This window comes from Citrobacter sp. MGH100, from assembly GCF_001034465.1.
In the GTDB taxonomy this organism is placed as follows: domain Bacteria; phylum Pseudomonadota; class Gammaproteobacteria; order Enterobacterales; family Enterobacteriaceae; genus Citrobacter; species Citrobacter youngae.
The window spans coordinates 2,118,899-2,141,966 of the sequence record NZ_KQ089800.1; the positions used below are offsets into that span (position 1 = coordinate 2,118,899).

At 54.0% G+C, this 23,068-nt stretch carries 19 protein-coding genes; 12 read left to right on the forward strand and 7 right to left on the reverse strand.

From position 1 onward, the window contains the following. Positions 1 to 14 precede the first annotated feature (14 nt). Genes entF through fes form a run of 3 tightly spaced genes read right to left on the reverse strand, consistent with a single transcriptional unit; the run spans position 15 to position 5,368 of the window. A complete protein-coding gene (gene entF, locus SK32_RS10015) occupies positions 15 to 3,905 on the reverse strand; it encodes an enterobactin non-ribosomal peptide synthetase EntF (protein WP_048212334.1) in 3,891 nt (1,296 codons plus the stop codon). Then, on the reverse strand, positions 3,902 to 4,120 hold the full coding sequence (locus SK32_RS10020; protein ID WP_048212335.1) for an MbtH family protein: 219 nt from the start codon (positions 4,118 to 4,120) through the stop codon (positions 3,902 to 3,904). Before SK32_RS10020 ends, entF begins: the two co-directional genes overlap by 4 nt. Before the next feature lie 30 nt (positions 4,121 to 4,150). After that, the gene (gene fes / locus SK32_RS10025) at positions 4,151 to 5,368 is read right to left on the reverse strand and encodes an enterochelin esterase (RefSeq protein WP_075551393.1); all 1,218 of its coding nucleotides are present in this window, start codon (positions 5,366 to 5,368) and stop codon (positions 4,151 to 4,153) included. 252 nt (positions 5,369 to 5,620) lie between these two features. Between fes and SK32_RS10030 the strand changes: the two genes are divergently transcribed. The 6 genes from SK32_RS10030 (at position 5,621) to SK32_RS10055 (ending at position 12,918) form a co-directional block, all read left to right on the forward strand. Next, positions 5,621 to 7,912 carry a TonB-dependent siderophore receptor gene (locus SK32_RS10030; RefSeq protein ID WP_048212336.1) on the forward strand — a complete coding sequence of 764 codons (2,292 nt, stop codon included), beginning with the start codon at positions 5,621 to 5,623 and terminating at the stop codon, positions 7,910 to 7,912. A 48-nt stretch (positions 7,913 to 7,960) separates the two neighbouring features. Further along, positions 7,961 to 8,623, forward strand: a complete 663-nt coding sequence (entD, locus tag SK32_RS10035) for an enterobactin synthase subunit EntD (RefSeq protein ID WP_048212614.1) — start codon at positions 7,961 to 7,963, stop codon at positions 8,621 to 8,623. Between the two features lie 117 nt (positions 8,624 to 8,740). After that, positions 8,741 to 9,682: a D-ribose ABC transporter substrate-binding protein gene (locus tag SK32_RS10040; protein ID WP_048212337.1), complete on the forward strand. Its 942-nt coding sequence runs from the start codon at positions 8,741 to 8,743 to the stop codon at positions 9,680 to 9,682. Positions 9,683 to 9,693: 11 nt separating this feature from the next. Continuing rightward, positions 9,694 to 10,302 carry a DUF2291 family protein gene (locus SK32_RS10045; protein ID WP_048212338.1) on the forward strand — a complete coding sequence of 203 codons (609 nt, stop codon included), beginning with the start codon at positions 9,694 to 9,696 and terminating at the stop codon, positions 10,300 to 10,302. Then, complete coding sequence (locus SK32_RS10050; protein ID WP_197081312.1) at positions 10,302 to 11,828, forward strand: sugar ABC transporter ATP-binding protein; 1,527 nt, start codon at positions 10,302 to 10,304, stop codon at positions 11,826 to 11,828. The genes SK32_RS10045 and SK32_RS10050 overlap by 1 nt, the downstream gene beginning before the upstream one ends. A gap of 1 nt (position 11,829) precedes the next feature. Then, entirely contained in the window at positions 11,830 to 12,918 is a 1,089-nt protein-coding gene (locus tag SK32_RS10055) for an ABC transporter permease (RefSeq protein ID WP_048212339.1), read from the forward strand. Positions 12,919 to 13,045: 127 nt separating this feature from the next. On the opposite strand, the gene SK32_RS10060 is transcribed toward SK32_RS10055, so the two are convergent. Further along, on the reverse strand, positions 13,046 to 13,996 hold the full coding sequence (locus tag SK32_RS10060) for a sugar-binding transcriptional regulator (protein WP_048212340.1): 951 nt from the start codon (positions 13,994 to 13,996) through the stop codon (positions 13,046 to 13,048). A gap of 316 nt (positions 13,997 to 14,312) precedes the next feature. On the opposite strand from SK32_RS10060, the gene SK32_RS10065 reads away from it, so the two are divergent. The 4 genes from SK32_RS10065 to SK32_RS10080 are packed head-to-tail and all read left to right on the forward strand — an operon-like array spanning position 14,313 to position 19,077. Continuing rightward, complete coding sequence (locus tag SK32_RS10065; protein WP_048212341.1) at positions 14,313 to 15,143, forward strand: transketolase; 831 nt, start codon at positions 14,313 to 14,315, stop codon at positions 15,141 to 15,143. Then, entirely contained in the window at positions 15,136 to 16,083 is a 948-nt protein-coding gene (locus SK32_RS10070) for a transketolase family protein (protein WP_048212342.1), read from the forward strand. The genes SK32_RS10065 and SK32_RS10070 overlap by 8 nt, the downstream gene beginning before the upstream one ends. 34 nt (positions 16,084 to 16,117) lie before the next feature. Continuing rightward, positions 16,118 to 17,536 carry an L-fucose/L-arabinose isomerase family protein gene (locus tag SK32_RS10075; protein WP_048212343.1) on the forward strand — a complete coding sequence of 473 codons (1,419 nt, stop codon included), beginning with the start codon at positions 16,118 to 16,120 and terminating at the stop codon, positions 17,534 to 17,536. A 32-nt stretch (positions 17,537 to 17,568) separates the two neighbouring features. Then, entirely contained in the window at positions 17,569 to 19,077 is a 1,509-nt protein-coding gene (locus tag SK32_RS10080; protein WP_048212344.1) for an FGGY family carbohydrate kinase, read from the forward strand. A gap of 79 nt (positions 19,078 to 19,156) precedes the next feature. Here SK32_RS10080 and SK32_RS10085 read toward each other — a convergent pair whose 3' ends face one another. Then, positions 19,157 to 19,861 carry a GNAT family N-acetyltransferase gene (locus SK32_RS10085; protein ID WP_048212345.1) on the reverse strand — a complete coding sequence of 235 codons (705 nt, stop codon included), beginning with the start codon at positions 19,859 to 19,861 and terminating at the stop codon, positions 19,157 to 19,159. A gap of 143 nt (positions 19,862 to 20,004) precedes the next feature. Between SK32_RS10085 and SK32_RS10090 the strand changes: the two genes are divergently transcribed. Further along, the gene (locus SK32_RS10090; protein ID WP_048212346.1) at positions 20,005 to 21,123 is read left to right on the forward strand and encodes a YbdK family carboxylate-amine ligase; all 1,119 of its coding nucleotides are present in this window, start codon (positions 20,005 to 20,007) and stop codon (positions 21,121 to 21,123) included. Between the two features lie 66 nt (positions 21,124 to 21,189). Next, positions 21,190 to 21,438, forward strand: coding sequence for a DUF1158 family protein (locus tag SK32_RS10095; RefSeq protein ID WP_005122002.1), 249 nt, complete (start codon positions 21,190 to 21,192; stop codon positions 21,436 to 21,438). 22 nt (positions 21,439 to 21,460) lie between these two features. On the opposite strand, the gene SK32_RS10100 is transcribed toward SK32_RS10095, so the two are convergent. After that, on the reverse strand, positions 21,461 to 21,802 hold the full coding sequence (locus SK32_RS10100) for a RamA family antibiotic efflux transcriptional regulator (RefSeq protein WP_005122005.1): 342 nt from the start codon (positions 21,800 to 21,802) through the stop codon (positions 21,461 to 21,463). A 17-nt stretch (positions 21,803 to 21,819) separates the two neighbouring features. Continuing rightward, a complete protein-coding gene (locus SK32_RS10105; RefSeq protein ID WP_048212347.1) occupies positions 21,820 to 22,932 on the reverse strand; it encodes an MBL fold metallo-hydrolase in 1,113 nt (370 codons plus the stop codon). Between the last annotated feature and the right edge of the window lie 136 nt (positions 22,933 to 23,068).

Below are 23,068 nucleotides of genomic sequence, written 5' to 3' on the forward strand. Positions count from 1 at the left end.
GGTGGCGAGTCTATTTATTGGATATCGCTGAGCAAGTCACGCATGACTGGCCCAATCTTCTCGAAAGCCATTGGCGTAATGATATCAACGTGCGCGCAGTCCTGGCGATAAACATCCAGACTGGAAATCCACGGCGACCAACTGCGTTCCGGGCTGACTCCCGGCGGTAACGTGCGTTCAGCAACAAACAGCGTCGCGTGTCCCGCAAAAGGTACGCTATGTGCCGTACTCAGCAGTCGAACCGCATCGGCGTAGTTACCTTCAATGGCACTAAACAATGCGTCGGATGCATTGCTCTGCTGAGCAGTCAGAAACGCCTCCCGCTCACGATCAATTTCCGCCAACACTTCCGGGTCGAGTCCATTGGCCTCTTTTTCCGACCAATTTTGCGTTTCCGGCGGCCAGGTATCCAGCAGGCCGAGAAACGCGACCGTTTCTCCACGCGCGTGTAATCGGGCAGCAATGCCCTGCGCCAGCGTACCGCCCAACGAGTACCCAATCAGATAATAAGGTCCATGAGGTTGCTGACGAAGTAACGTTGCCAGGTGCTGTTCGCACACCGCATCCAGGTTTTCTGCTGTTTGCATCGGGCCATCCGGTCGCGGTGACTGGATACCCATAATCGACCACTGTGGAGGAAGATAGCGTGACAACACGCTAAACTGCCAGGCGAAACCCGATGCCGGATGGAAGCAGAACAACACAGGACCATCGCTTTCACGCAGCGGCAGCAGCGTTTCAAATCCCAGCCGTTGCGACTGCTCGTCATCATTGCTATCCAGCAATGCGCTGAGCTGTTCGACGGTCGAGGCCACCATAATCTGCCCAGGCGTTACCTGGCGCGCAAAAATGCGGCTCAACTGCGCGGCCAGCTTCATCGCCAGCAGCGAATGCCCGCCAAGCGCAAAGAAATCCGCTTCAACATCATTGACCTCGCAGCCCAGCAAGGCCGTGAACGCCTGAGCAATAGTGGTTTCAGTCCCTGCTCGCGGCGCCCGCCCTTGCTGACGTGACGTCAGTTGTGGCATTGGTAACGCTTTACGATCCAGCTTGCCGTTGGCGCTGAGCGGGAGCTCCGCCAGTTGCAGCAGCACTGTCGGTACCATATGTGCAGGCAGGGTTGCGCGCAGACTCTCGCGCAATGCCGAAATATCCAGCGGTAAACCCGATTGTGACACCAGATAGCCCACTAACTGGCGCGCATCGCCGCCTGTCGCTACCGCCTGATTGAATACGCAGGCATGGGCAACAGCATGCTCCACATCTGGTAGTTGCTGCATCACCCGATCAATCTCGCCCAGTTCAATACGCTGCCCACGAATTTTTAGCTGGTCATCACTGCGCCCAAGATATTCCACCGCACCATTTTCCAGCCAGCGCGCCACGTCTCCGGTACGATACATACGTTCGCCTGGGCTAAAGGGATCGGCAACAAAACGGCTCGCCGTCAGATCCGGACGCCCCAGATAACCTTGCGCCAGTTGGATCCCCGTCAGGTACAGGTCACCGGCGACACCAATGGGCACTGGACGCATCATGGCATCGAGGATCCGCAAACCGGTGTTCCAGACCGGATAGCCGATGGGTACGCTGTTGCCGGTTACGGCAGCGAGCTCCTCACCCCAGGCTGGATACCAGCTTACATCTACCGCCGCCTCGGTTGGCCCATACAAATTGTGCAGCGGCGCGTGGGTCAGTTGCTCCCATTCGCGGCACAATTCTGCCGGCAGCGCTTCACCGCTACAAAACACCTGTTTCAACGTGGAGCAGCTTTCCCGCGCCGTTTCTGGCGTCAGTGAGGCCACAAACGCCGCCAGCATCGACGGTACAAAGTGCGTTGTCGTCACCCCAAACGTCGCGAAGAACTGTTGCATCGCCAGCGGGTCACGATGTGCCTCTGGTTCAGCCATCACCAGTTTTGCGCCGGCAATGAAGGGCCAGAAAAACTCCCAGACCGAAACATCAAAACTGCATGGCGTTTTTTGCGCCACCACATCGTCGGCCGTCAGCGGATAGTGATTCTGCATCCATAGCAGACGGTTAACGATGGCGGTTTGTCCCACCATCACCCCTTTTGGTCTGCCCGTCGATCCGGAGGTGAAGATGATATAGGCCGTATGATTTGGTCGTGATAAAGCGAATGGTGTGTCATCTTGCTCTGGCAACGGCGCGGTGTAGCACAGGCTTTCCAGCCCAGGGATACCGCTAAAACGAACCCGTTGTTCATCAGTGGTGATAAGCAACGTAGGTTTAGCATCTTCCAGCATCATCCGCAGGCGATCGTCCGGATATCCGGTATCCAGCGGTAACCAGGCGGCTCCCGCTTCGACGATACCGTGCAGCGCCAGCGTCAGGAACACGGAGCGCGGTAAGGCAACCGCCACGCTGTCCCCTGGGCGCACACCGCGTTCGCGCAGCAGTTTTGCCAGTGCCACCACCTGCTGACGCATTTCGCGATAGCTAAACTGATAGCGGGCATCGGCCAGCGCCGGCGCATCCGGTGTTTTGCTGGCTTGCCCGGCCACCAGCGCACTCAATGTGGTGGAAGGGATCGTCACTGCCGTATTGTTAATTGTCGCCAACTGTTCGTGCTCAGACGCCAGCAGCATCTCCACATCCCCGCAGCGTAGCGACGGATTTGCGGCAAATTGCGCGATAAGCGCCGTTAAACGCGAAGCATGCTGTGCCAACGTAGCGGCGTCATATCGCTGCTTATTCGCCAGAATTTCAATGCTCAGCCCACCGTTTTCATCCGGGAACAGCGCCAGTTCCAGATCGTTCACCGGACCCGTCGCCAGCGTATGGGTTTGTGCCTGCACGCCAGGAATATTCAACTGATAGTCAAAGATCTTCACGTTCAGCACCGGGCCAAACAGTGGTTCAGCCCCGGCCGCACGCCCGCTGTCACGGACAATTTGTTCGGCATCATAGCGCTGGTGTCGGCGCATTTTCTTCAGCTGTCCAGCCAGCCGTTGCGCAAGCGCAGGGAGACTTTCTGCTGCATCAAGTCTCACGCCAAAGGGCAGGACATTTAACACCGGCCCGGTAGCGGTAAGCGCCGCTGACCCCATGCGGCGCATAAAGATAAACCCGGCGGCATAATCCATTCGGCTGCATAAACGACCGAGCCACAATGCAACCAGCGCCAGCGCCAGATCCGCACGCTGAACATCTGGCATGCGTGACGCAAGCTGGCGGAATGAACCTTCAGGCGCAGTTAACTTCATACGAATAATATCCGCGCTGGCTGAGCGACCTGGCAGCGGTTTGCTCGACAATGAAGCCGGCGGCGGCAGTTGTTGGCGTTGTTCAGCCCAGAATGCGCTATCACGTTGCCAGGCATCGCTTTGACGATACTGTTGATACTCTTCCACGACCTCGGCAAACGGCGTAAATGGCGAGGCTGGCGTGGATTCACCGCGCAGCCACGCTGTGTAAATTGCAGCAATCTGGCGGGTAATAGCCGGGAAACTAAAGCCATCAACCAGTAAGTGATGATAGCGCTGATACCAGTACCAGCGTTTATCTCCCACCTGAATGAGCAGATGGAAGACCAGCGGCTTGCCGCCGTCAGCGCGAAGATCCTGTTGCAGATCCGCCCGCATCAACGCGCGTGCCGCCTCGTGCGGACTGGATTCATTGCGTAAATCGAGAATGTCAGGTTCAGCAAAGGTGAGCGTAGGATCAACCCATTGCCAGATGTCACCGTTATCCTCAGTGAACTGCATCCGCAGGGTATCCGCATGCTCCAGACCGGCCACGACCGCCTTTGCCAGCAGTGGTGCATTCAGTTCACCGGTTAATTCGACATAGTGTGCAACGCTCCACGCCGAGGGCAATGTGGAGAGCTTTTCTGCCATCCAGATCCCTGGCTGGGCCGCAACTAAGGGTAAGCGCTGAGTCATTGCGCCTCCTGTACATCGACATAGTTTGCTGGCGTCAGCGTGGTCCAGTTCGCATCCAGCCATTGCTGGCAGGCGTCCTGCGCCTGCGGTTCGCACGCAACCGTCCAGCCAGCAGGAAGTGAGCACTGCTGAGGCCAGAGGCTGAATTGACGTTGTGGGTTTTGCAGAATGTAAAACTGTCCCTGCGGGTTATCGAAGGGGTTACTGAATTCCATACTCAACTCCTGTCGTGGAACATCATCCGGTTAAAGCGTGTCGGTGAGCGGTTGCCAGAGCGTCATCAGCCCTTGCATTAAGCCGCCGCGCCAGCAAAGCGCATCATGACCACCCTCAACCTGACGCCAGAAAATAGACTGTGGTGCAGAGGGAAATTGGGCGAATAGCGCCTGATTAGCACGAAAAATAATCGGCTCGCGGGTCCCGGCTTCCAGCACAATACGTAGACCCTGAACGCTTACCGTTCCGGCCTTCAGTTGTTCAATAATCACGCCATCCTGATGACCACCGCGATGCGGCCACCAATAAGATCCGGACTGACTGAGTACGCAGCCAAACCGTTCCGGCCAGTTCAGGCCAGCATACAGCGAAGCCAAACCGCCAAAACTTTGCCCGGCAACCACCGTACGCTGCGGGTCATCGGTGAATGGCGTCGTGGTTTTGACCAGCGGCAATAATTCCTGCTGAACTGCCAGCCAAAAATCAGCGTTACACGGCAACTCATGGCTGCGATGCGGCGTATCAATGGCATCAATCAGGAGATATACCGCGGGAGGAAGCTGGCCACGATGAGTGAGTGAGGTCAGCGCAGGCCAGACAGGCAGACTGTGTGCCCAAAATTGTCCGTCCAGCAGAATAGCCAGGGGACGTTCTTGCGGGTTGGCTTCACCGGTGGTGAAAACCCACACCCGGCGCGTATTACCCAACCGATCGCTGTGCCATTGCAGGCATACTGCGGGCGAGTCGGGATTTTCAGGGCGATCCCATCCCGGCTGTACGGGAGCATCTGGCATCTCCAGCGCAGATACCGCGTGACCACGACCGCCCTGCCAGCTCTGTGGATTAAGAGGATCGGCAATGGCCTGCGGCAGCAGTTGTCGCCAGCCTTCGCGTAGCACAGTGCGATCGGGTGTTTCACCCGGTGCCAGTGAGGCAAAAATATCGTTTCGATCGGAGGGGATAAAACAGTAACTGCCGCGCCAGTTAGCGCTCAGGGAAATGCTCCAGCACCAAACATTTGTTCCATCAATGCGTTGCATCGACTGAGGGGTAGCGTTTTGATGATGATCGGTAACGCCGGTAATGTAGACCCACACGCGGTGAATGGCGGACTCTTTTTCCGTTCCCTGCGGGTCACGCCACCAGAACGTTACCCGATAATTTCCGTTGTCTTCACGCTCCCACTCCGGGCCTTTTTTCGACTGCCACCACGCCTCGCTTCCCATCATTAACGTCGTCACCGCCATAACCCCATGTTTATTGTGAAATTTTATATCTGAGCGTGAAATATATTGATAATATTATTGATAACTATTTGCATTTGCAATAGCGTATTGACGCGCTGTGGGAAGCGCGCACAGTTTTTCACCACTTATAAACCGACCTGGCGCTGCGTACTTTTTCTGGAACGGAGGGGTTTACGCAGATGCGGGCGACATCAGGCCTGGTGCCCAAAACGGCACACGGGTACTCGTGGCTAAAAGAAAGCAGGACATACAATGAACAACAAGATTCATTCACTGGCCTTATTGGTCAATTTAGGGATTTACGGGGTAGCCCTGCCCGCGATGGCAGAAGATAAAACCGATAGCGCCGCCATCTCTCATGAAGACACCATCGTCGTTACCGCCGCTCAGCAGAACCTGCAGGCTCCAGGCGTTTCGACCATCACCGCAGATGAAATCCGTAAGAACCCTCCGGCTCGCGACGTGTCGGAAATCATCCGTACCATGCCAGGCGTTAACCTGACCGGTAACTCAACCAGCGGTCAACGTGGCAACAACCGTCAGATAGACATTCGCGGCATGGGCCCGGAAAACACCCTGATTCTGATCGACGGCAAGCCGGTCACCAGCCGCAACTCTGTGCGTCAGGGCTGGCGCGGCGAGCGTGATACCCGTGGTGATACCGCCTGGGTGCCGCCGGAAATGATCGAGCGTATTGAAGTGCTGCGCGGCCCAGCCGCGGCACGCTACGGTAACGGTGCTGCGGGTGGCGTGGTGAATATCATCACCAAAAAAGGCAGCAGTGAATGGCACGGCTCCTGGGATACCTATTTCAATGCCCCGGAACACAAAGACGAAGGTTCGACCAAACGCACCAACTTTAGCCTGAACGGCCCAATGGGCGGAGATTTCAGCTTCCGTCTGTACGGTAATCTCGATAAAACCCAGGCCGACGCATGGGACATCAACCAGGGTCATCAGTCAGAACGTACCGGCACATATTCAAATACCTTACCCGCCGGTCGTGAAGGGGTGATCAACAAAGACATCAACGGTATTGTGCGTTGGGATTTTGCCCCACTTCAGTCACTTGAACTGGAAGCGGGTTATAGCCGCCAGGGCAACCTGTACGCGGGTGACACGCAAAATACCAACACTAACCAGTTGGTGAAAGATAACTACGGTAAAGAAACTAACCGTCTGTACCGTCAGAACTACTCGCTGACCTGGAACGGCGGCTGGGATAATGGTGTCACCACCAGCAACTGGGTGCAGTACGAACATACGCGGAACTCTCGCACGCCGGAAGGTCTGGCCGGTGGAACAGAGGGGATCTTCGACCCGACTGCTTCACAAAAATATGTCGATGCCGACCTGAATGACGTCATGCTGCACAGTGAGATCAGCATTCCGTTGGATCTACTGGTCAATCAAAACCTGACGCTGGGTACTGAATGGAACCAGCAGCGCATGAAGGACATGTTGTCTAACTCGCAGACCTTTATGGGCGGTAATATTCCAGGCTACAGCAGCACCGATCGCAGCCCATATTCAAAAGCCGAGATCTTCTCTTTGTTTGCCGAAAACAACATGGAGCTGACCGACAGCACCATGCTGACACCGGGTCTGCGTTTCGATCACCACAGCATTGTGGGCGACAACTGGAGCCCGTCGCTGAATCTGTCTCAAGGTTTGGGCGACGACTTTACGCTGAAAATGGGCATCGCGCGCGCCTATAAAGCACCAAGCCTGTACCAACTCAACCCAAATTACATTCTGTACAGTAAAGGCCAGGGCTGTTATGCCACCGGTTCTGCCAGCGGTATTGGCTGCTACATGATGGGTAACGATGACCTGAAAGCTGAAACCAGCATCAACAAAGAGATTGGTCTCGAGTTCAAACGTGACGGCTGGCTGGCCGGCATCACCTGGTTCCGCAACGATTACCGTAACAAGATTGAAGCAGGTACGGTACCGTTTGACAGAACCTCGATCAGCAAGAAAAACGCAACAACGGGCAAGACCACAACAACCTACACCGATATCTATCAGTGGGGAAACATTCCTAAAGCGGTGGTAGAAGGCCTGGAAGGAACGTTGAACGTGCCGGTTAGCGAAACCGTTACCTGGACCAACAACATCACCTACATGCTGCAAAGCAAGAATAAAGAGACTGGCGAACGTCTGTCGATTATTCCTGAGTACACGCTGAACTCAACATTGAGCTGGCAGGCGCGTGAAGATCTGTCACTGCAATCCACCTTTACCTGGTACGGCAAACAGCAGCCGAAGAAATACGATTACCAGGGTAAACCGGTGACCGGCAGCTCGGCACAAGAAGTGAGTCCGTACAGCATAGTCGGCCTGAGCGCGACCTGGGACGTGACCAAAAACGTCAGCCTGACCGGCGGCGTGGATAACGTCTTTGACAAACGTCTGTGGCGTGAAGGCAATGCCCAGACCACTGGTGATATCGTTACCGGTAATTATATGGCGGGCGCTGGCGCGTACACCTATAACGAACCGGGTCGTACGTGGTTCATGAGCGTTAACACGCACTTCTGATAACGCTTTCCCTCTCCTCGCTGCGGGGAGAGGGAAATCATAACTATGATGCACACAACGCACACACCACTCACTTTCGCAGACCAGACGCTGCACATTGTCGAGTTCGATCCCAACAGCTTTCACGAACACGATCTACTCTGGCTCCCTCACCATGCCCAGCTAACCGCTGGCGCACGTAAACGTAAAGCAGAACACCTGGCAGGGCGTATCGCCGCAATACATGCTTTACGTGAATACGGTATCAAAACGGTGCCCGGCATCGGCGAGCAGCGACAACCGCTGTGGCCACATGGCCTCTTTGGCAGTATCAGTCATAGCGCGACAACGGCACTGGCTGTCGTCTCACGCCACCCCGTCGGACTGGATATTGAGGCTATTTTTTCGCCGCAGGTCGCAGCTGAGCTGGCTGACAGCATTATAGACAACACTGAGAGAAAGGTTTTGCTTCATGCGTCACTCCCCTTTCCACTTGCCTTAACCCTGGCCTTCAGCGCCAAAGAGAGTCTGTATAAGGCATTCTCCACCCAGGCAAGCGGGTTACCTGGTTTCGCCAGCGCAAAAATTACCGCCCTCACGACTCAGCATATAACCCTGCAAATTATGCCATCATTTTCGGCAAACCTCGGCAATCAGGACGTCAACGTGCGTTGGTTTCAGCGTGGTAACAACATCATTACGCTGTGCCCGGCCTCGCCATCAGGATCGTGATCCTTTTCTCCTTTTAAGAAATTAGCTGCGCAAATCGTAGACAGTTCGATTATCTCGATTTATCGTTAACTTGAATAATAAATCATATTTGAATAAATATTCAAAGTGGAGAAAAAGATGAACAAGACCCTGGTTAAATCCGTATTACTGGCCTCGATCCTGACCGCCTCGGGTTCGCTGTATGCTGCTGACAACGGATTGATTGCGATTATTACCCCTTCCCACGACAACCCGTTCTTTAAAGCCGAGGCCGACGGCGCGGTTGCCAAAGCAAAAGCGCTGGGATACACGACGCTGGTTGCCTCTCATGATGATGACGTCAATAAACAAAACCAGCTGATTGAAACCGCCATTGCCCGTAAAGCGAAAGCAATCATTCTCGATAATGCGGGTGCGGATGCCACCGTGGGTCCGCTGGAAAAAGCCAAAGCAGCAGGCGTGCCTGCCTTTCTGATCGATCGCGAAATCAATAAAACCGGCATCGCCGTCGCACAAATCGTGTCGAATAATTATCAAGGCGCACAGCTCGGTGCGGAGACGTTCGCCAAACTGCTGGACGGAAAAGGGAAGTACGTTGAACTACTGGGGCGTCAGTCCGACACCAACGCTCATGTACGCTCGCAGGGATATCACGATGTACTCGACGATTACCCGGACATGAAAATGGTGGCCCAACAAACAGCAAACTGGAGCCAAACCGAAGCCTTTACCCGCATGGAATCCATTCTGCAAACCAACCCGGATATCGTAGGGGTGATCTCAGGGAATGACACTATGGCGCTGGGTGCCGAGGCCGCACTGAAGGCTGCCGGGAAAAATAATGTCATCGTGGTCGGTTTTGATGGTAGCGACTACACCCGCGATTCAATCATCAATAAAAGCAATATCAAAGCGACCGTGCTGCAACCCGGCTGGCAACAGGCACAAATGGCGGTTGAGCAGGCAGATTATTACCTGAAAAACGGCAAAGCCCAGAAAGAGGAAAAACAGCTTATGGATTGCGTGCTGATTGATGAAACCAATGCCAGCAAGCTGAACTCGTTTAATTTGAGCCACTAAACGGAGGCACTATGTCGTTAACACAATGGGGTGCCGCACTGGTTGGGTGCGCCGCCCTGTTGCTGACGGCCTGCACGGTAGTTGACCTCGACGAAAACGGCAAACCCATCATCCCGGCCGATCCACAGGCCAAAGCCAGTTTCGACAACCAAACTCCCGATCAGATCGCGCAACAAACCTGGCAATCCCGTGTTCTGGAGGCGGCGCAGCAACATGCTCTGGATGCTTCAGCGCTGACCACTCGCCTGAAGGCCCCCTCACCCGCTCCCGAAAGCGTGTTTGTACGCCTGACCAGCACGATTGATAGCATCGACACCACCAATGGGCGTGAACGCACCATCGTGGTGAAGGTCAATGACATGCCCGTCACAGTCCAGATTGGTCCGGTAATGCGCGGCAATGCTATTCGTGATGCCAGCGGTTTCAAGTTCGAAGATTTTACTAATCAGGTTCAGTTTGCCCAACTTTCACGGGCCTATAACCGCGAAGCGGCAAAACACTTATCCGCCGTAGACACGAGTTGGCAAGGGAAGACTGCGACAGTGCTGTTCGCCGTGACGTTGAATGCTGGAAAAGCGGAAAACGCGGCAGCGCTGACGCTTGAACAGGAGACTCATTAATGCGCAATACCTCAGCTGATGACATCATCCTGCGCACCCATGCTATTTCCATGTTGTTTCCTGGCACGATTGCGCTGGACAGCGTGGATTATCAGGTCTGGCGCGGCAAAGTGAACGTGATTATTGGTGAAAACGGCGCGGGAAAATCCACACTGATGAAGATCCTCGCGGGTGTTCAGCAGCCCAGCAGCGGCGAGATGTCGCTTAATGGAAATCCCGTGCGCTTCGCCAATACCCGGGACGCAGCGGCACACGGAATTGGCATGGTGCATCAGGAACTAAACCTGTTTGAGAACCTCACCGTCGCGGAAAATATTTTCCTCGGTCGGGAAATTCAAACGGGCATGGCTCCCATTGATGAGGCCGAACAGGAAAAACGTACCGCCGAACTGTTAACCCGACTCGATCAGCCAATATCACCACGCGATCTGGTTGGCAATCTCAAAGTGGGACAGCAACAACTGGTCGAAATCGCGAAGGCCCTGTCTGAAGATGCGGATATCCTGATCCTTGACGAACCCACCTCAGCGCTCAGTAAAACTGAAGTCGAGATCCTGTTCCGTGTCATTCGTGAACTGACCCGCCAGGGGGTGTCAATTATCTACATTTCCCATCGTCTCGAAGAATTGATGTCGATTGGCGATGTGATCACCATTTTACGCGATGGTAAATTTCAGGCCGAAGCCAGGGTGAGCGAGATCGATGTGCCATGGATTGTGCGCGAGATGTTGGGCAGCGATCCGGTGAGCAACTTTCTCGAACCTGGCCGCACGTTTGGCGCCCCGGTTCTGGAAGCGGAACATATTACCTGCGTCAATACTGCGGGCAACGCGGTCATCAATGATGTCACCTTTAACGTTCACGCGGGTGAAATTGTCGGTATCTATGGGCTGATGGGAGCCGGACGAACTGAATTGTTCGAGTGCTTGTTAGGGACTGAGCGCAACTATCTCGGCAAACTGTGGCTCGACAGCAAACCGGTCCCGCAACGCTTAACGACCGCCGATCGCATCCGTATGGGGATGAGTCTGGTGCCAGAGGACCGCAAACGCACGGGGATTTTCCCTATTTCATCCGTTGCCACCAATCTGACCATTGCCAGCCTGTGGCGCCGTTTGCAGCGCGGCTTTGCCATTGCCCGTAAAGATGAAGAGGCGGTAGTCGCCAGCACAATTGGTAATCTGTCGATAAAAGTTTCCTCACCCGATGTGGAAATTCAGGCGCTGAGCGGCGGTAATCAGCAAAAAGTGGTGATTGGTCGCTCTCTGCTCACCAATCCCAAAATTCTATTTCTTGACGAACCGACACGTGGCATCGACGTCGGGGCAAAAGCCGATGTGTTCCGCATGATGGTCCAACTTTCACAGCAGGGGATTGCTGTGGTCTTCTCCACCTCGGATTTAAAAGAAATTATGGCGGTTTCTGACCGCATTCTGGTGATGTCCGGCGGCAAGCTAACGGCCGATATCGCCCGCGATCGTGCCGAAGAGTCGGCGCTGGTAACCGCAAGTGCTCAGGGGTTCTGACATGAAAACACTACAATCTGCTGTCGTCGCGCCTCGCTCCACAGTCGCTTTCTCACGGGAAAATATCCTGCTGTTGATCCTAAAATTACGCACCTTTATTGCACTGTTTTTGATAGTCGGCTTTTTTGCTTTTACCGTACCGGGATTCCTTTCTGGCGGCAGTATGGTCATTATGATCAAGCACATTGCCATTAACGCATTTCTGGCACTGGGGATCACGTTTGTCATTATTACCGCCGGGATTGATCTCTCGATTGGCGCGACGCTGGGGCTGTGCGGCATGATTGCCGGATGGCTTATCACCAAAGGTATTGTATTACCGATGTTCGGCATAGCAATTTTTCCCAGTGTCTGGGTAATTGTACCTGTCGTTCTGTTGATTGGTGGACTGATTGGCGCGACGAATGGCTGGATCATCACCCGGTATAACGTTGCGCCGTTTATTTGTACGCTTGGCACCATGTACGTTTTGCGCGGCGCGGCAATGCTGACCTCCGATGGGCAAACCTTCCCAGGGCTTTCCGGTAATCCTCAGCTCGGTAATACCGGTTTTGATGAGATTGGTGCTGGAACGTTGTTTGGCATTCCATGGGCCATCTGGATGATGATAGCGCTGGCCCTGGTCATTGCTTACGTCGCCCGTCGCCTGCCTTTTGGTCGCCACGTGTACGCCATCGGGGATAACGAACGCGCTGCTGAGCTGTCAGGAGTAAAAGTAAAACAGGTGAAAATCTGGGTCTATACCCTGTCAGGACTGTGTGCCGCCATTGCCGGTATTGTGGTCTCAGCGCAACTTTCCGCCAGCCATCCGGCGAACGGTACGGCATTTGAGATGAACGCCATTGCCGCCGTTGTACTTGGTGGTACGTCGCTGGCGGGTGGTCGTGGCACCATCTTAGGCACGTTGATTGGCGCTTTCGTTATCGGTTTCCTGGCCGATGGTCTGGTGATGATGGGGGTCAGCGAATTCTGGCAAATGGTGATTAAGGGCATCGTGATTATTGTCGCAGTCATCATCGACCAGATGCAAAATCGCATGCAGCAAAAAGCCGCCGTGGTCGCGCAAAAAGCAGCGATGGAAACGCAGTAGCCCTCAAGGTGCTGTGCTTATCAGGCCTACGTCGCGTATGAGAGTAGGCCTGATAAACTACGCTTAACAAAACGCTGATGACTATAGCCAGCCCCTGGGGCTGGTTATAACTGAACTCGCCGCGACATCACCCTTTTACCAGACTACGCGCTGTCGGGTAGTCTGTGATCAGTACGTCAATATAATTTCCCTGCAGTGCGCCGCGAATCGCATTCTGTTTTTCCACTCCGCCCGCCAGCGCAATCACATGGTTGCAGTCGCGGATCTGCGAAAGCTCCATGCCGATGACCGGATCTTCCTCATGGTTAAGTACCGGATTTCCCGCTGCATCGTAATAATGCAGACAGATATCCCCGACCGCGCCGCGTTCGGCCAGCAGTCGCAACATTTCTTCGTTGTAGTAGTTGCCTGAGTTTTTCAGCAGTTGAGAAGGCTCGAGTTCACCAATGCCGACAATCGCCACATCCACTTCGGCAAACTTTTCAACCACAGCAGCAACGTCCGGGCTGTTAACCAACCGCGTACGTTCCTCCACCGAATGTTCAATGCTTTGTGAAGGCAGTAGCCAGGCCGGACAGCCAAGGTGCGCCGCCAACTGCTGGGTAAGAATCGTGGCCTGCACGTTGCCGTTCGGCCCTACGCCCCCCAGCAACTGAATGACGCCCGCTGCACGGATATTTTGCGGGTGCATCTCATCAACCATGCAACGAATGGTGCTACTCCAGGAGGAAATCCCAACAAGGTCCTCGGCACGCAGGCGGGTTTCAACATAGTGTGCCGCCGCGCTGCCAATAGCATGTTTGATTTGCGTACTGCTGGGGTTATCTCCAACATCAACGACAATCGCCTGGCGAATACCAAACTGCTCTTCAATGGCTTTTTCCAGCTCCACAAAGATATTGGTCGGCTGTACGACGGTGATTTTCACCAGCCCTTCTTTCTGGCAACGCGTCAACGCACGGGAGACAAAGGACTGCGACAAGTGCAGCAGCGTAGCGATCTCAGACTGTTTTTTATTTTCGGCATAGTAGAGTGTGGCTATCTTAACCAGCAACCGCTGTTCATCCTGCTTTGACATGGCATTCCCCCTGGTAAACTACCTGTTATTTTTATTCATACCTGAATAGATAACAAGCCATCTGCACCTTTCCTGTTAACTCGTTAGTGTGATCCTTTTCTCTTTTCTCCAAAATTTGGTGGCACAAGCCGTAGACAAACTGCCAGACAAGGCATATCTTCAATAATGAATAATAAATCAGTAGTGAATATTTATTCTAACCAATAACGACAGACTGTTTTATCTGCAGATTACGCAGTGAATAGAGAGACAGTTGCACTACTGCACCCGTACGGAATATTTATTCAACTAAGATTAAACATTCAAGAGGTGTCTTATGAATCCGTTTTTGCTCTCAATACCAGAGCTAGAAAAGAAAGCACGTGCCGTGCGTCGCCGCATAATCGTGTTGAATGCTGAAAGCCCGGCTGGCGGGCACACTGGCGCTGACCTGTCGCAGGTTGAACTGCTGACAGCACTCTATTTTCGCATCCTGAACTGCTCTGTGGCGCTTAAAGAGAGCGACGAGCGCGATATCTACATCCAGTCGAAAGGTCATGCCGTGGGGGGGTACTACTGTGTACTGGCAGAAGCGGGGTTTATTCCGGTGGACTGGCTGGCGACCTACCAACACGCCGATTCGCATCTGCCAGGCCATCCGGTAAAACATAAAACACCAGGAATCGAACTGAACACAGGGACTCTTGGCCACGGCCTACCGGTTGCAGTAGGGATTGCGTTGGCAGCTAAACGTAGCAATAGCAAGCGCCGGGTATTTGTCGTCACCGGTGACGGAGAACTGGCCGAAGGCAGTAACTGGGAAGCGGCCCTGGTCGCCGCCCACTATAAACTCGATAACCTCATTATTATCAACGATAAAAATAACCTCCAACTCGCCGGAGCAACCAAAGAGATCATGAACACCGATCCGCTGGATGAAAAATGGCGTGCCTTCGGCATGCAGGTTACAGAGTGCCGTGGGAACGATATGAATGATGTGGTGCGCACGCTGGAAGGATTAACACCCGAAGGCAAACCGCACGTTGTCATTGCACACACCACCAAAGGGGCCGGGATCTCCTTTATTCAGGGCCGCCCGGAATGGCATCACCGTGTGCCAAAAGGAGAAGAAATTGAACTGGCGCTGGAGGAACTGAAAGATGCGTAATAGCGAACACCTCGCCACCGTGATGGTGAACACGTTAATTGCCGCAGTCAAACGCGGGATGGATGTTGTGCCCGTCGTGGCCGACTCAACATCAACAGCTAAAATCGCCCCATTTATGCAGGAATTTCCCGGCCGTCTGGTCAACGTAGGTATTGCCGAACAGACGCTGGTCGGCGCCGCTGCTGGTCTGGCGTTGGGCGGTAAAATCGCCGTCACCTGTAACGCCGCGCCCTTCCTGATTTCACGGGCTAATGAGCAAATTAAAGTCGACATTTGCTACAACAATACCAACGTGAAGTTGATTGGTCTGAACGCGGGGGCCAGCTACGGCCCGCTCGCCAGTACGCACCACAGCATTGATGACATTTCCGTGCTGCGAGGTTTTGGCAATATTGAGATTTACGCCCCATCCTGTCCAGTGGAATGCCGACAAATTATCGACTATGCCTTAAGCCACGTTGGTCCGGTTTATATTCGCCTTGATGGCAAAGCCCTGCCCGAATTGCACGACGAAAACTACCGCTTCGCCCCGGGGAATATCGATATTCTGCGGGAAGGAAAAGATGTTGCGCTGGTCGCGATGGGCTCAACCGTGCATGAAATTGTCGAGGCTGCCACACAGCTGGAACAGGCTGGTATTGATGCCAGCGTAATCAGTGTACCGTCAATTCGCCCCTGCAATACCCAACAGTTGCTGGCGGCATTAGCCCACTGCAAGGCTGTGGTCAGCGTAGAAGAACATAACGTGAATGGTGGCGTGGGTAGTCTGGTGGCTGAAGTGCTGGCAGAAGCAGGCAGTGCGATTCCACTGCGTAGATTAGGCATTGGCGATGGCCAATATGCCATCGCCGCCGATCGTGCGGCAACACGCGCGCGCCACGAAATTGACGCAGCGGGCGTCGTGAAAAACGCCACCGCGCTGTTACAGGCAACACGATAAAACAATAATAACAGAACACTTACTGGAGAAAGCTATGTCCCGAATTCCTCAACAACTGACCATGGCTGTCATCATTGGCAACCGGGGATTTTTCCCGAGCTATCTGGTTGCTGAAGCCCGCGAACAGGCCAGCGCACTCTTTGACCGGCTGGGCATTAAAACCATTATGCTCGACGATACGCAGACCGAGCTCGGTGGGGTTGAAACCCGTCAGGATGCGAAAATTTGTGCTGAATTATTCCGCACACACCGCGATGACATTCACGGTGTGGTGGTACTGTTGCCTAACTTTGGCGACGAAAAAGCGATAGCGGAAACGCTGCGTCTTTCTGGTTTAAATGTGCCGGTGCTGGTACAGGCGCAGGAGGACAATCTTGATAAAATGGGACTGGCCACCCGCCGTGACAGCTTCTGCGGCAAGATCTCCCTGTGCAATAACCTGCGCCAGTACGGTATACCGTTTACGCTGACCACTCAGCATGTCTGCGATCTGTCAGGCGAAGTGTTTGAACAGGATCTGAAACGCTTCGAACAAATCTGCCGGGTTGTTACCAGCATGCGCGGTGTACGCGTCGGCGCAATCGGTGCACGTCCGGCCGGGTTTAATACCGTCCGCTACAGCGAAAAATTACTCGAAAGGCTGGGGATCGCCGTGGAAACACTGGACCTGTCTGAAGTCTTTACCCGCATCAAACGACTGCGCGACGACGATATTCGCGTGGATGAGAAGCGACGTCTGTTGCTGGATAACGCCGACGCCAGCACCATTCCAACTGACAAACTGGTCACAATGGCAAAACTGTTTGTCGTTATCAGCGAATGGGTTGTTGCCAACGATATTGATACGACAGCCATCCAGTGCTGGACCTCGCTGCAGGAAAATTTGGGTATCAATGTTTGTTCGATCATGAGCGTAATGTCCGGGCAGTTAATGCCCAGCGCCTGCGAAGTGGACGTGATGGGTGCATTGTCAATGTACGCGCTCGCCAGCAGTAATTTAAGCCCTGCATCGATTGCTGACTGGAATAATAATTTCGGCGACGATCGTGACAAATGTGTCCTGTTTCACTGCGGTAACTTCGCATCAGCCAGTCTGGATAACCCGAAGATGGGCACGGCAGATATCATCGGCACCACGGTGGGAAAAGAGAACACCTGTGGTGCGGTACATGGACGCATGAAAAGCGGTGCGCTGACCTACTTCCGCCTGAGCACCGACGATTTAACCGGTGAAATCAAAGCCTACGTCGGGGAAGGGCAATCGGTTGACGATCCACTGGATACGGTTGGCTGTCGCGCGGTAATTCAGGTGCCTCATCTGGAGGATCTACTGTCCTGGATCTGTCGCAACGGCTTTGAGCATCACGTGGCCATGAACCATTCTGCCAGTGCCGAGGTGCTGCATGAAGCTTTCACCCGCTATCTCGGGGTGGACACCTTTTTCCATCGCTAATGCTCAGGGAATCAGAGGGGCTGGAGAAAACAATGTCAGCACAAAAAGACATTATTGTTGCGCTCGATGAAGGCACCACCAATGCCAAAGCCGTCGCGCTGGATAGCCAGGGAAATGTGGTCGCGAAATTCTCCCAGGCGTTGGCGATCCACACGCCCCGCGAAGGCTGGGTTGAACAGTCGGGCGATGCGCTGCTGGAAGCATCGCTGGCTGTGGTGGCACAAGCCATTGCTGCCGTTGGCGCACATCGCGTCGCCGCGCTGGCGATCAGCAATCAACGTGAAACGGCGATCGGCTGGTATCGTACCAGCGGACGCCCCATCGGCCCTGCCATCACCTGGCAGTGTTCGCGGACGGCCGATTTTTGTCGTGCATTACGTGAACAGGGCCGCGAGGCACACATAAAATCCGCCACCGGATTACCCGTCGCCCCGCTCTTTTCTGCCTCTAAAATGCGCTGGCTACTGGAGTCTGTTCCCAACGGTATGGCGCTCGCACAGCAAGCCGAAATATGTCTCGGAACCATCGATAGCTGGTTATTGTGGAACCTGACACACGGCCAGTCATTTCGTTGCGACATCTCGAACGCTTCGCGTACGCAATTGCTCAATCTGAACAGTGGCCAATGGGATAGCGAGATGCTGGCGCTGTTTGGTATCCCACGACAGGCACTGCCTGAAATTTGCCCTTCCAGCTACCCTTTTGGCGTCACACAAGGCCTGGCGACGATACCTGATGGCATCCCTATTCTGGCGATGATCGGCGACTCTCATGCCGCGCTGTTTGCTCATGGACTGGGGACCGAAGGCTGTGTCAAAGCCACCTATGGCACCGGATCTTCCGTTATGGCTCCTGTATTCACGACACAGTCTGCGGTGAACGCGTTGGCAACGACCATCGCCTGGCATGATGGTGATACCCTGGTCTACGGTCTGGAGGGCAATATTCCGCATACCGGGGACGCCGTCGCATGGATGGCCGATAGCACAGGTCTTAGCGAATTACCGGACGCGCAATTGCTGCACGAGCTCAATACACTGCCTGCCACGGTTGACTCGACACTGGGCGTCTATTTTGTTCCGGCACTGACCGGACTGGGCGCCCCCTGGTGGGATGAAGATGCCAGAGGATTGATTCACGGTCTTAGCCGCGGAGTAAAGCGCGCACATCTGGTACGTGCAGCACTGGAGTCCATTACCTATCAGATTGCCGATGTTGTATCCGCGATGCGCCAGCACAAAGGCTTTCAACTCAGTGCGTTAATGGTTGACGGTGGACCAACAAAAAATGACTGGCTGATGCAGTATCAGGCTGATTTGCTGGGCTGTCCGGTCATGCGCAGCGATATCCCTGAACTTTCCGCGATAGGTGCAGGACTGCTGGCACGCAAGAACCTGCTGGGTATAGCAACCAGCCAGTTACACGACTACCTGCCCGATCACGTGTCGTTCCAGCCCGATATGGTACGCCATGGAAGACTGCAAAAACGCTGGCATGAATGGCAAAGCGCCGTCGAACGTACCCGCTGGCAAACCCGTTAGTGAATCAGCACCCATAATAAATGCGCCCATTCCATGACTGTACTGACTGCGGGCGCATCGTTAATTTTTCTGAAGCGTACTATTGCTGCCGACATGCCGCCAATGACTGGCGCTGCAGCCCTTTTTCATCAAAGTTATCCGCTGCTAGCCAACGCTGCAAAACAGCGTCACACTGTGACCACTCATCGTCAATCATTGATAGCCAGTCGCTGTCGCGATTACGGCCCTTGCGCACCATCCTTTGGCGAAAGCGCCCTTCATGGATAAACCCTAAACGCTCCGCCGCACGTCGGGATGCGATGTTCAGGGAATCACATTTCCACTCCACGCGGCGATAGCCCAGCGCAAACGCCTGGCGCAGCAACAGCCAGACGGTTTCAGTACCCAGCACCGTATTCTTCATTCGTGGCGACCAGGTCACATGGCCTATCTCGACCGAGCCATTTACAAGGTCGATCGCCATAAATGAGACTAACCCCACGGCGCGCCCGGATTGTAAATCAATCACCGCATAGGGAACCAAAGTGGCATCCGTTGATTTACCCGTGACCCAGCGCACGGCCTCCTCTACGCTCGCCGGACGCGTGCTGGCAAGCCAGGTCCAGTCACGTTCGTCAGGTGCCTGCGCGTAGGCGTCAAACAAATCGGCGGCATGGCGGTCAGCATTCAGGGGCTCCAGACGGCAATATTGTCCGATAAGCACACTCCGTGGCAGCGCAGTTGCGCCATTCCAGTCCGGCAGGGCATCTCCCACCGTCTGCCCATACAGATTTATCTCTGGCACTGTTCAACCCCTGTTATGCAAGCAAAAACCAATTTATAGCACCCGCCATTTCACCTTCAAAGCACTGGTCAGGGATTTCTCACGCGGAACAGAAAATCGCCGCCCTTCTATACTGATTAGAAATCAACGCTCAGGAGAACACGATGTCACTTCCCGATTTTCATGTCTCAGACCCCTTTACGTTAGGTATTGAACTGGAAATGCAGGTAATCAATCCTCCGGGCTACGATCTGAGTCAGGACGCGTCCAGGTTGATTGACGCCGTGAAGTCAGAACTCACTGTCGGCGAGGTGAAGCACGATATCACCGAAAGTATGCTGGAAATGGCGACCGGGGTGTGTTGCGATGTTGACCAGGCGGCCGCGCAGTTTTCCACCATACAACACCTTGTTTTGCGCGCAGCCCAAACGCTTCACCTCGAAATCTGCGGTGGTGGTACGCACCCATTTCAGACATGGCAGCGTCAGGAAGTGTGTGATGACGAACGCTATCGGCGGAACCTGGAGAACTTCGGCTACCTTATTCAGCAGGCAACGGTTTTCGGTCAGCATGTTCATATCGGTTGTGCCAACGGTGACGATGCGATTTACCTGCTGCACGGCCTGTCACGATTTGTCCCCCACTTTATTGCGCTCTCTGCGGCCTCCCCCTATATGCAGGCTGCCGATACACGCTTTGCCTGCGCACGGCTGAACATTTTCTCCGGATTTCCCGATAATGGCCCGATGCCGTGGGTAAGCAACTGGCAGGAATTTACCAGGCTCTTTCGCCGACTGGCGTATACCAGCATGATTGACAGCATTAAAGATTTGCACTGGGACATCCGCCCCAGTCCGCATTTTGGCACGGTAGAGGTACGGGTGATGGATACCCCGCTGACCCTTGAGCATGCTCTCAACATAGCCGGTCTAATTCAGGCTACCGCCCACTGGTTACTCACCGAACGGCCATTCAGGCATCAGGAAAATGATTATCTGTTGTACAAGTTCAACCGTTTTCAGGCCTGTCGTTTTGGTATGGAAGGAATACTCACCGACGTGAATACCGGGGATCACCACTGCCTGGCGGATGACACGCTACGCTTACTGAACACTGTCGCTGCGTCGGCGGAAAAAGTGGGGGCAGCGAGTGCCGTTCACACCTTACATCAGCAGGTGAAAAAGGGTCACAATGAGGTACGGCACATGCGTGATTTTGTGGCAAACGGTGGCTCGCTGAGTGGACTGGTGAAAAAACACTGTGAGATCTGGGCGGGGCATTAAGTGCGACGTTTGCGTTAACCAACGAGATCCCGGACAATGGCTTTTTAACTCAAGTTTAACAATGCCATGAAACACCCGCTTGAATCACTGATGACCGCCGCCGGGATACTGCTGTTGGCTCTGCTTTCCTGCCTGCTGCTGCCCGCCCCTTCGCTTGGCCTGGTGTTGGCGCAAAAGTTAGTCACAACCTTTCATTTAATGGATCTTAATCAGTTTTATACTTTGTTGTTTTGTCTGTGGTTCTTGCTTCTCGGGGTGATTGAATATTTTGTACTGCGCTTCATCTGGCGGCGTTGGTTCTCGCTGGCAGAATAGACCCGCGAGAACCCGTATACCGTTAATGTGTGCGGCTGTGATTTTCTTTACGATACGCCCCAGGCGGCTGGCTAAACGTACGGGTAAAAATACGCGTGAAAGTCTGCTGCGAATCGAAGCCATACTTCAGACAGATATCGTAAACTTTTTGGTCGGTATCTCGCAAATCACGTGCCGCTAATAATAGCTTACGTTCACGGATATAACGCCCGAGGCTCTCGCCTTTGTACTGCAGAAAAAGGCGTTGCAGATGCCATTTTGAATACCCCGCATGGCGCGCAATATCATCAATGCGCAAGGGTTGGTTCAAATTATCATCAATCCATTCAACAATCGTATCAATTACCTGAGCAGAAATCGTCATCATGCTCTCCCCTCTGTTCATTGCGTTGCCTGCTGCCACCAGGCCGTAAACTGTTGGTCCGGTTCGGACAGTGCTACCGGCTCACCCAGCATCGGCGTCAGCAATCGGTAATGTTGGCGGCGACTGGCAAGTGCCAGTCTTTTGTAGGGATCATCCCAGGTGTGTTTTGCCAGAACGAAGCGACCCGCATGTCCGGGTAATACCGCTTTCGCGTGGAGATCGGCCGCAGCCTGGGCGGTTTCTTCCGGCATCATATGAATGAACTTCCAGTCCGGGTCATACTGACCATTTTCCATGATTGCCAAATCGACCTTGCCAAACTGCTCGCCAATCGCTTTAAAATGCGGCCCGTAGCCGGAGTCACCGCTGTAGTAAACGTTCTGTTCCGGCGTTTCAAACATGAAACTGGCCCACAGCGTTTGGTTACGTTTAATCCCCCGGCCAGAAAAATGGCGGGCCGGCAGGACATGGACGATCAGCGAGTCCGTCACTTTGACGGATTGATTCCAGTCACGTTCCTCAATAATCTCGCTGTTCATTCCCCAGTAACGCAGGTGCGATCCCACGCCAAGTGGCGTAATCACGCGCTTAATCTTCGGCATCAGGGCCTTGATGGTGGCGAGATCCAGATGGTCATAATGATCATGCGAGATAATAAGAAGATCGATCTCCGGCATCGTCTGCGCGGTCCACGGATACTCACCAGCAAAAGCTTTATTCAGGAATGAAAACGGTGCGGCATAATTGCTCAACACCGGATCAATAAGAATACGCTGGCCCGCCAACTGTAAATACCACGAGGAATGTCCCAGCCAGACAAGGGTATCCTGCTCTGGCGATAAACTGGCGAGATCGGTCGCAACCAGTGGTAACGGCTGCGCGGGTCGCGCGTTTTCTCGCTTCGCGATCAGAAACTCCCACCAGGCCGCCAGCATACCTTTGTTGCCGGTATAGCCCGGGGTCGGGACCTGATTATGAAACTGTCCATCACGATAGTGTGGTGACTGTTCAACCTGACTCAGTTGTGCTCCTTGCGGCGCCTGACCAAATCCGGCATTGAGGACAAACGGTAAACTTGCTGCTGCGGCAATGAGCATAATAACAACCACACAAACTGTGAGACGCTTCATATCCTGACCTTAAACGCGCACCCTTTCCGCTGGGTTGCGCGACTGACTCTTGATTATGAGTGAGTAAGCACTCATTATAGAAATCGAAAGTTTGTCGTCAAGATGATTTTCAATCTTTGACATTCGCCGTTGCGGT

Excerpts from the sequence above, each read along its gene's own strand:
- SK32_RS10050 (WP_197081312.1), top strand. The coding sequence starts at position 10,302 with ATGCGCAATACCTCAGCTGATGACATCATCCTGCGCACCCATGCTATT.
- SK32_RS10020 (WP_048212335.1), bottom strand. The coding sequence starts at position 4,120 with ATGGAATTCAGTAACCCCTTCGATAACCCGCAGGGACAGTTTTACATT.
- SK32_RS10030 (WP_048212336.1), top strand. The coding sequence starts at position 5,621 with ATGAACAACAAGATTCATTCACTGGCCTTATTGGTCAATTTAGGGATT.
- SK32_RS10040 (WP_048212337.1), top strand. The coding sequence starts at position 8,741 with ATGAACAAGACCCTGGTTAAATCCGTATTACTGGCCTCGATCCTGACC.
- SK32_RS10080 (WP_048212344.1), top strand. The coding sequence starts at position 17,569 with ATGTCAGCACAAAAAGACATTATTGTTGCGCTCGATGAAGGCACCACC.
- SK32_RS10095 (WP_005122002.1), top strand. The coding sequence starts at position 21,190 with ATGAAACACCCGCTTGAATCACTGATGACCGCCGCCGGGATACTGCTG.
- SK32_RS10100 (WP_005122005.1), bottom strand. The coding sequence starts at position 21,802 with ATGACGATTTCTGCTCAGGTAATTGATACGATTGTTGAATGGATTGAT.
- SK32_RS10065 (WP_048212341.1), top strand. The coding sequence starts at position 14,313 with ATGAATCCGTTTTTGCTCTCAATACCAGAGCTAGAAAAGAAAGCACGT.
- SK32_RS10060 (WP_048212340.1), bottom strand. The coding sequence starts at position 13,996 with ATGTCAAAGCAGGATGAACAGCGGTTGCTGGTTAAGATAGCCACACTC.
- SK32_RS10070 (WP_048212342.1), top strand. The coding sequence starts at position 15,136 with ATGCGTAATAGCGAACACCTCGCCACCGTGATGGTGAACACGTTAATT.
- entD (WP_048212614.1), top strand. The coding sequence starts at position 7,961 with ATGCACACAACGCACACACCACTCACTTTCGCAGACCAGACGCTGCAC.
- SK32_RS10075 (WP_048212343.1), top strand. The coding sequence starts at position 16,118 with ATGTCCCGAATTCCTCAACAACTGACCATGGCTGTCATCATTGGCAAC.
- SK32_RS10090 (WP_048212346.1), top strand. The coding sequence starts at position 20,005 with ATGTCACTTCCCGATTTTCATGTCTCAGACCCCTTTACGTTAGGTATT.
- entF (WP_048212334.1), bottom strand. The coding sequence starts at position 3,905 with ATGACTCAGCGCTTACCCTTAGTTGCGGCCCAGCCAGGGATCTGGATG.
- SK32_RS10045 (WP_048212338.1), top strand. The coding sequence starts at position 9,694 with ATGTCGTTAACACAATGGGGTGCCGCACTGGTTGGGTGCGCCGCCCTG.
- SK32_RS10105 (WP_048212347.1), bottom strand. The coding sequence starts at position 22,932 with ATGAAGCGTCTCACAGTTTGTGTGGTTGTTATTATGCTCATTGCCGCA.
- SK32_RS10055 (WP_048212339.1), top strand. The coding sequence starts at position 11,830 with ATGAAAACACTACAATCTGCTGTCGTCGCGCCTCGCTCCACAGTCGCT.
- fes (WP_075551393.1), bottom strand. The coding sequence starts at position 5,368 with ATGGCGGTGACGACGTTAATGATGGGAAGCGAGGCGTGGTGGCAGTCG.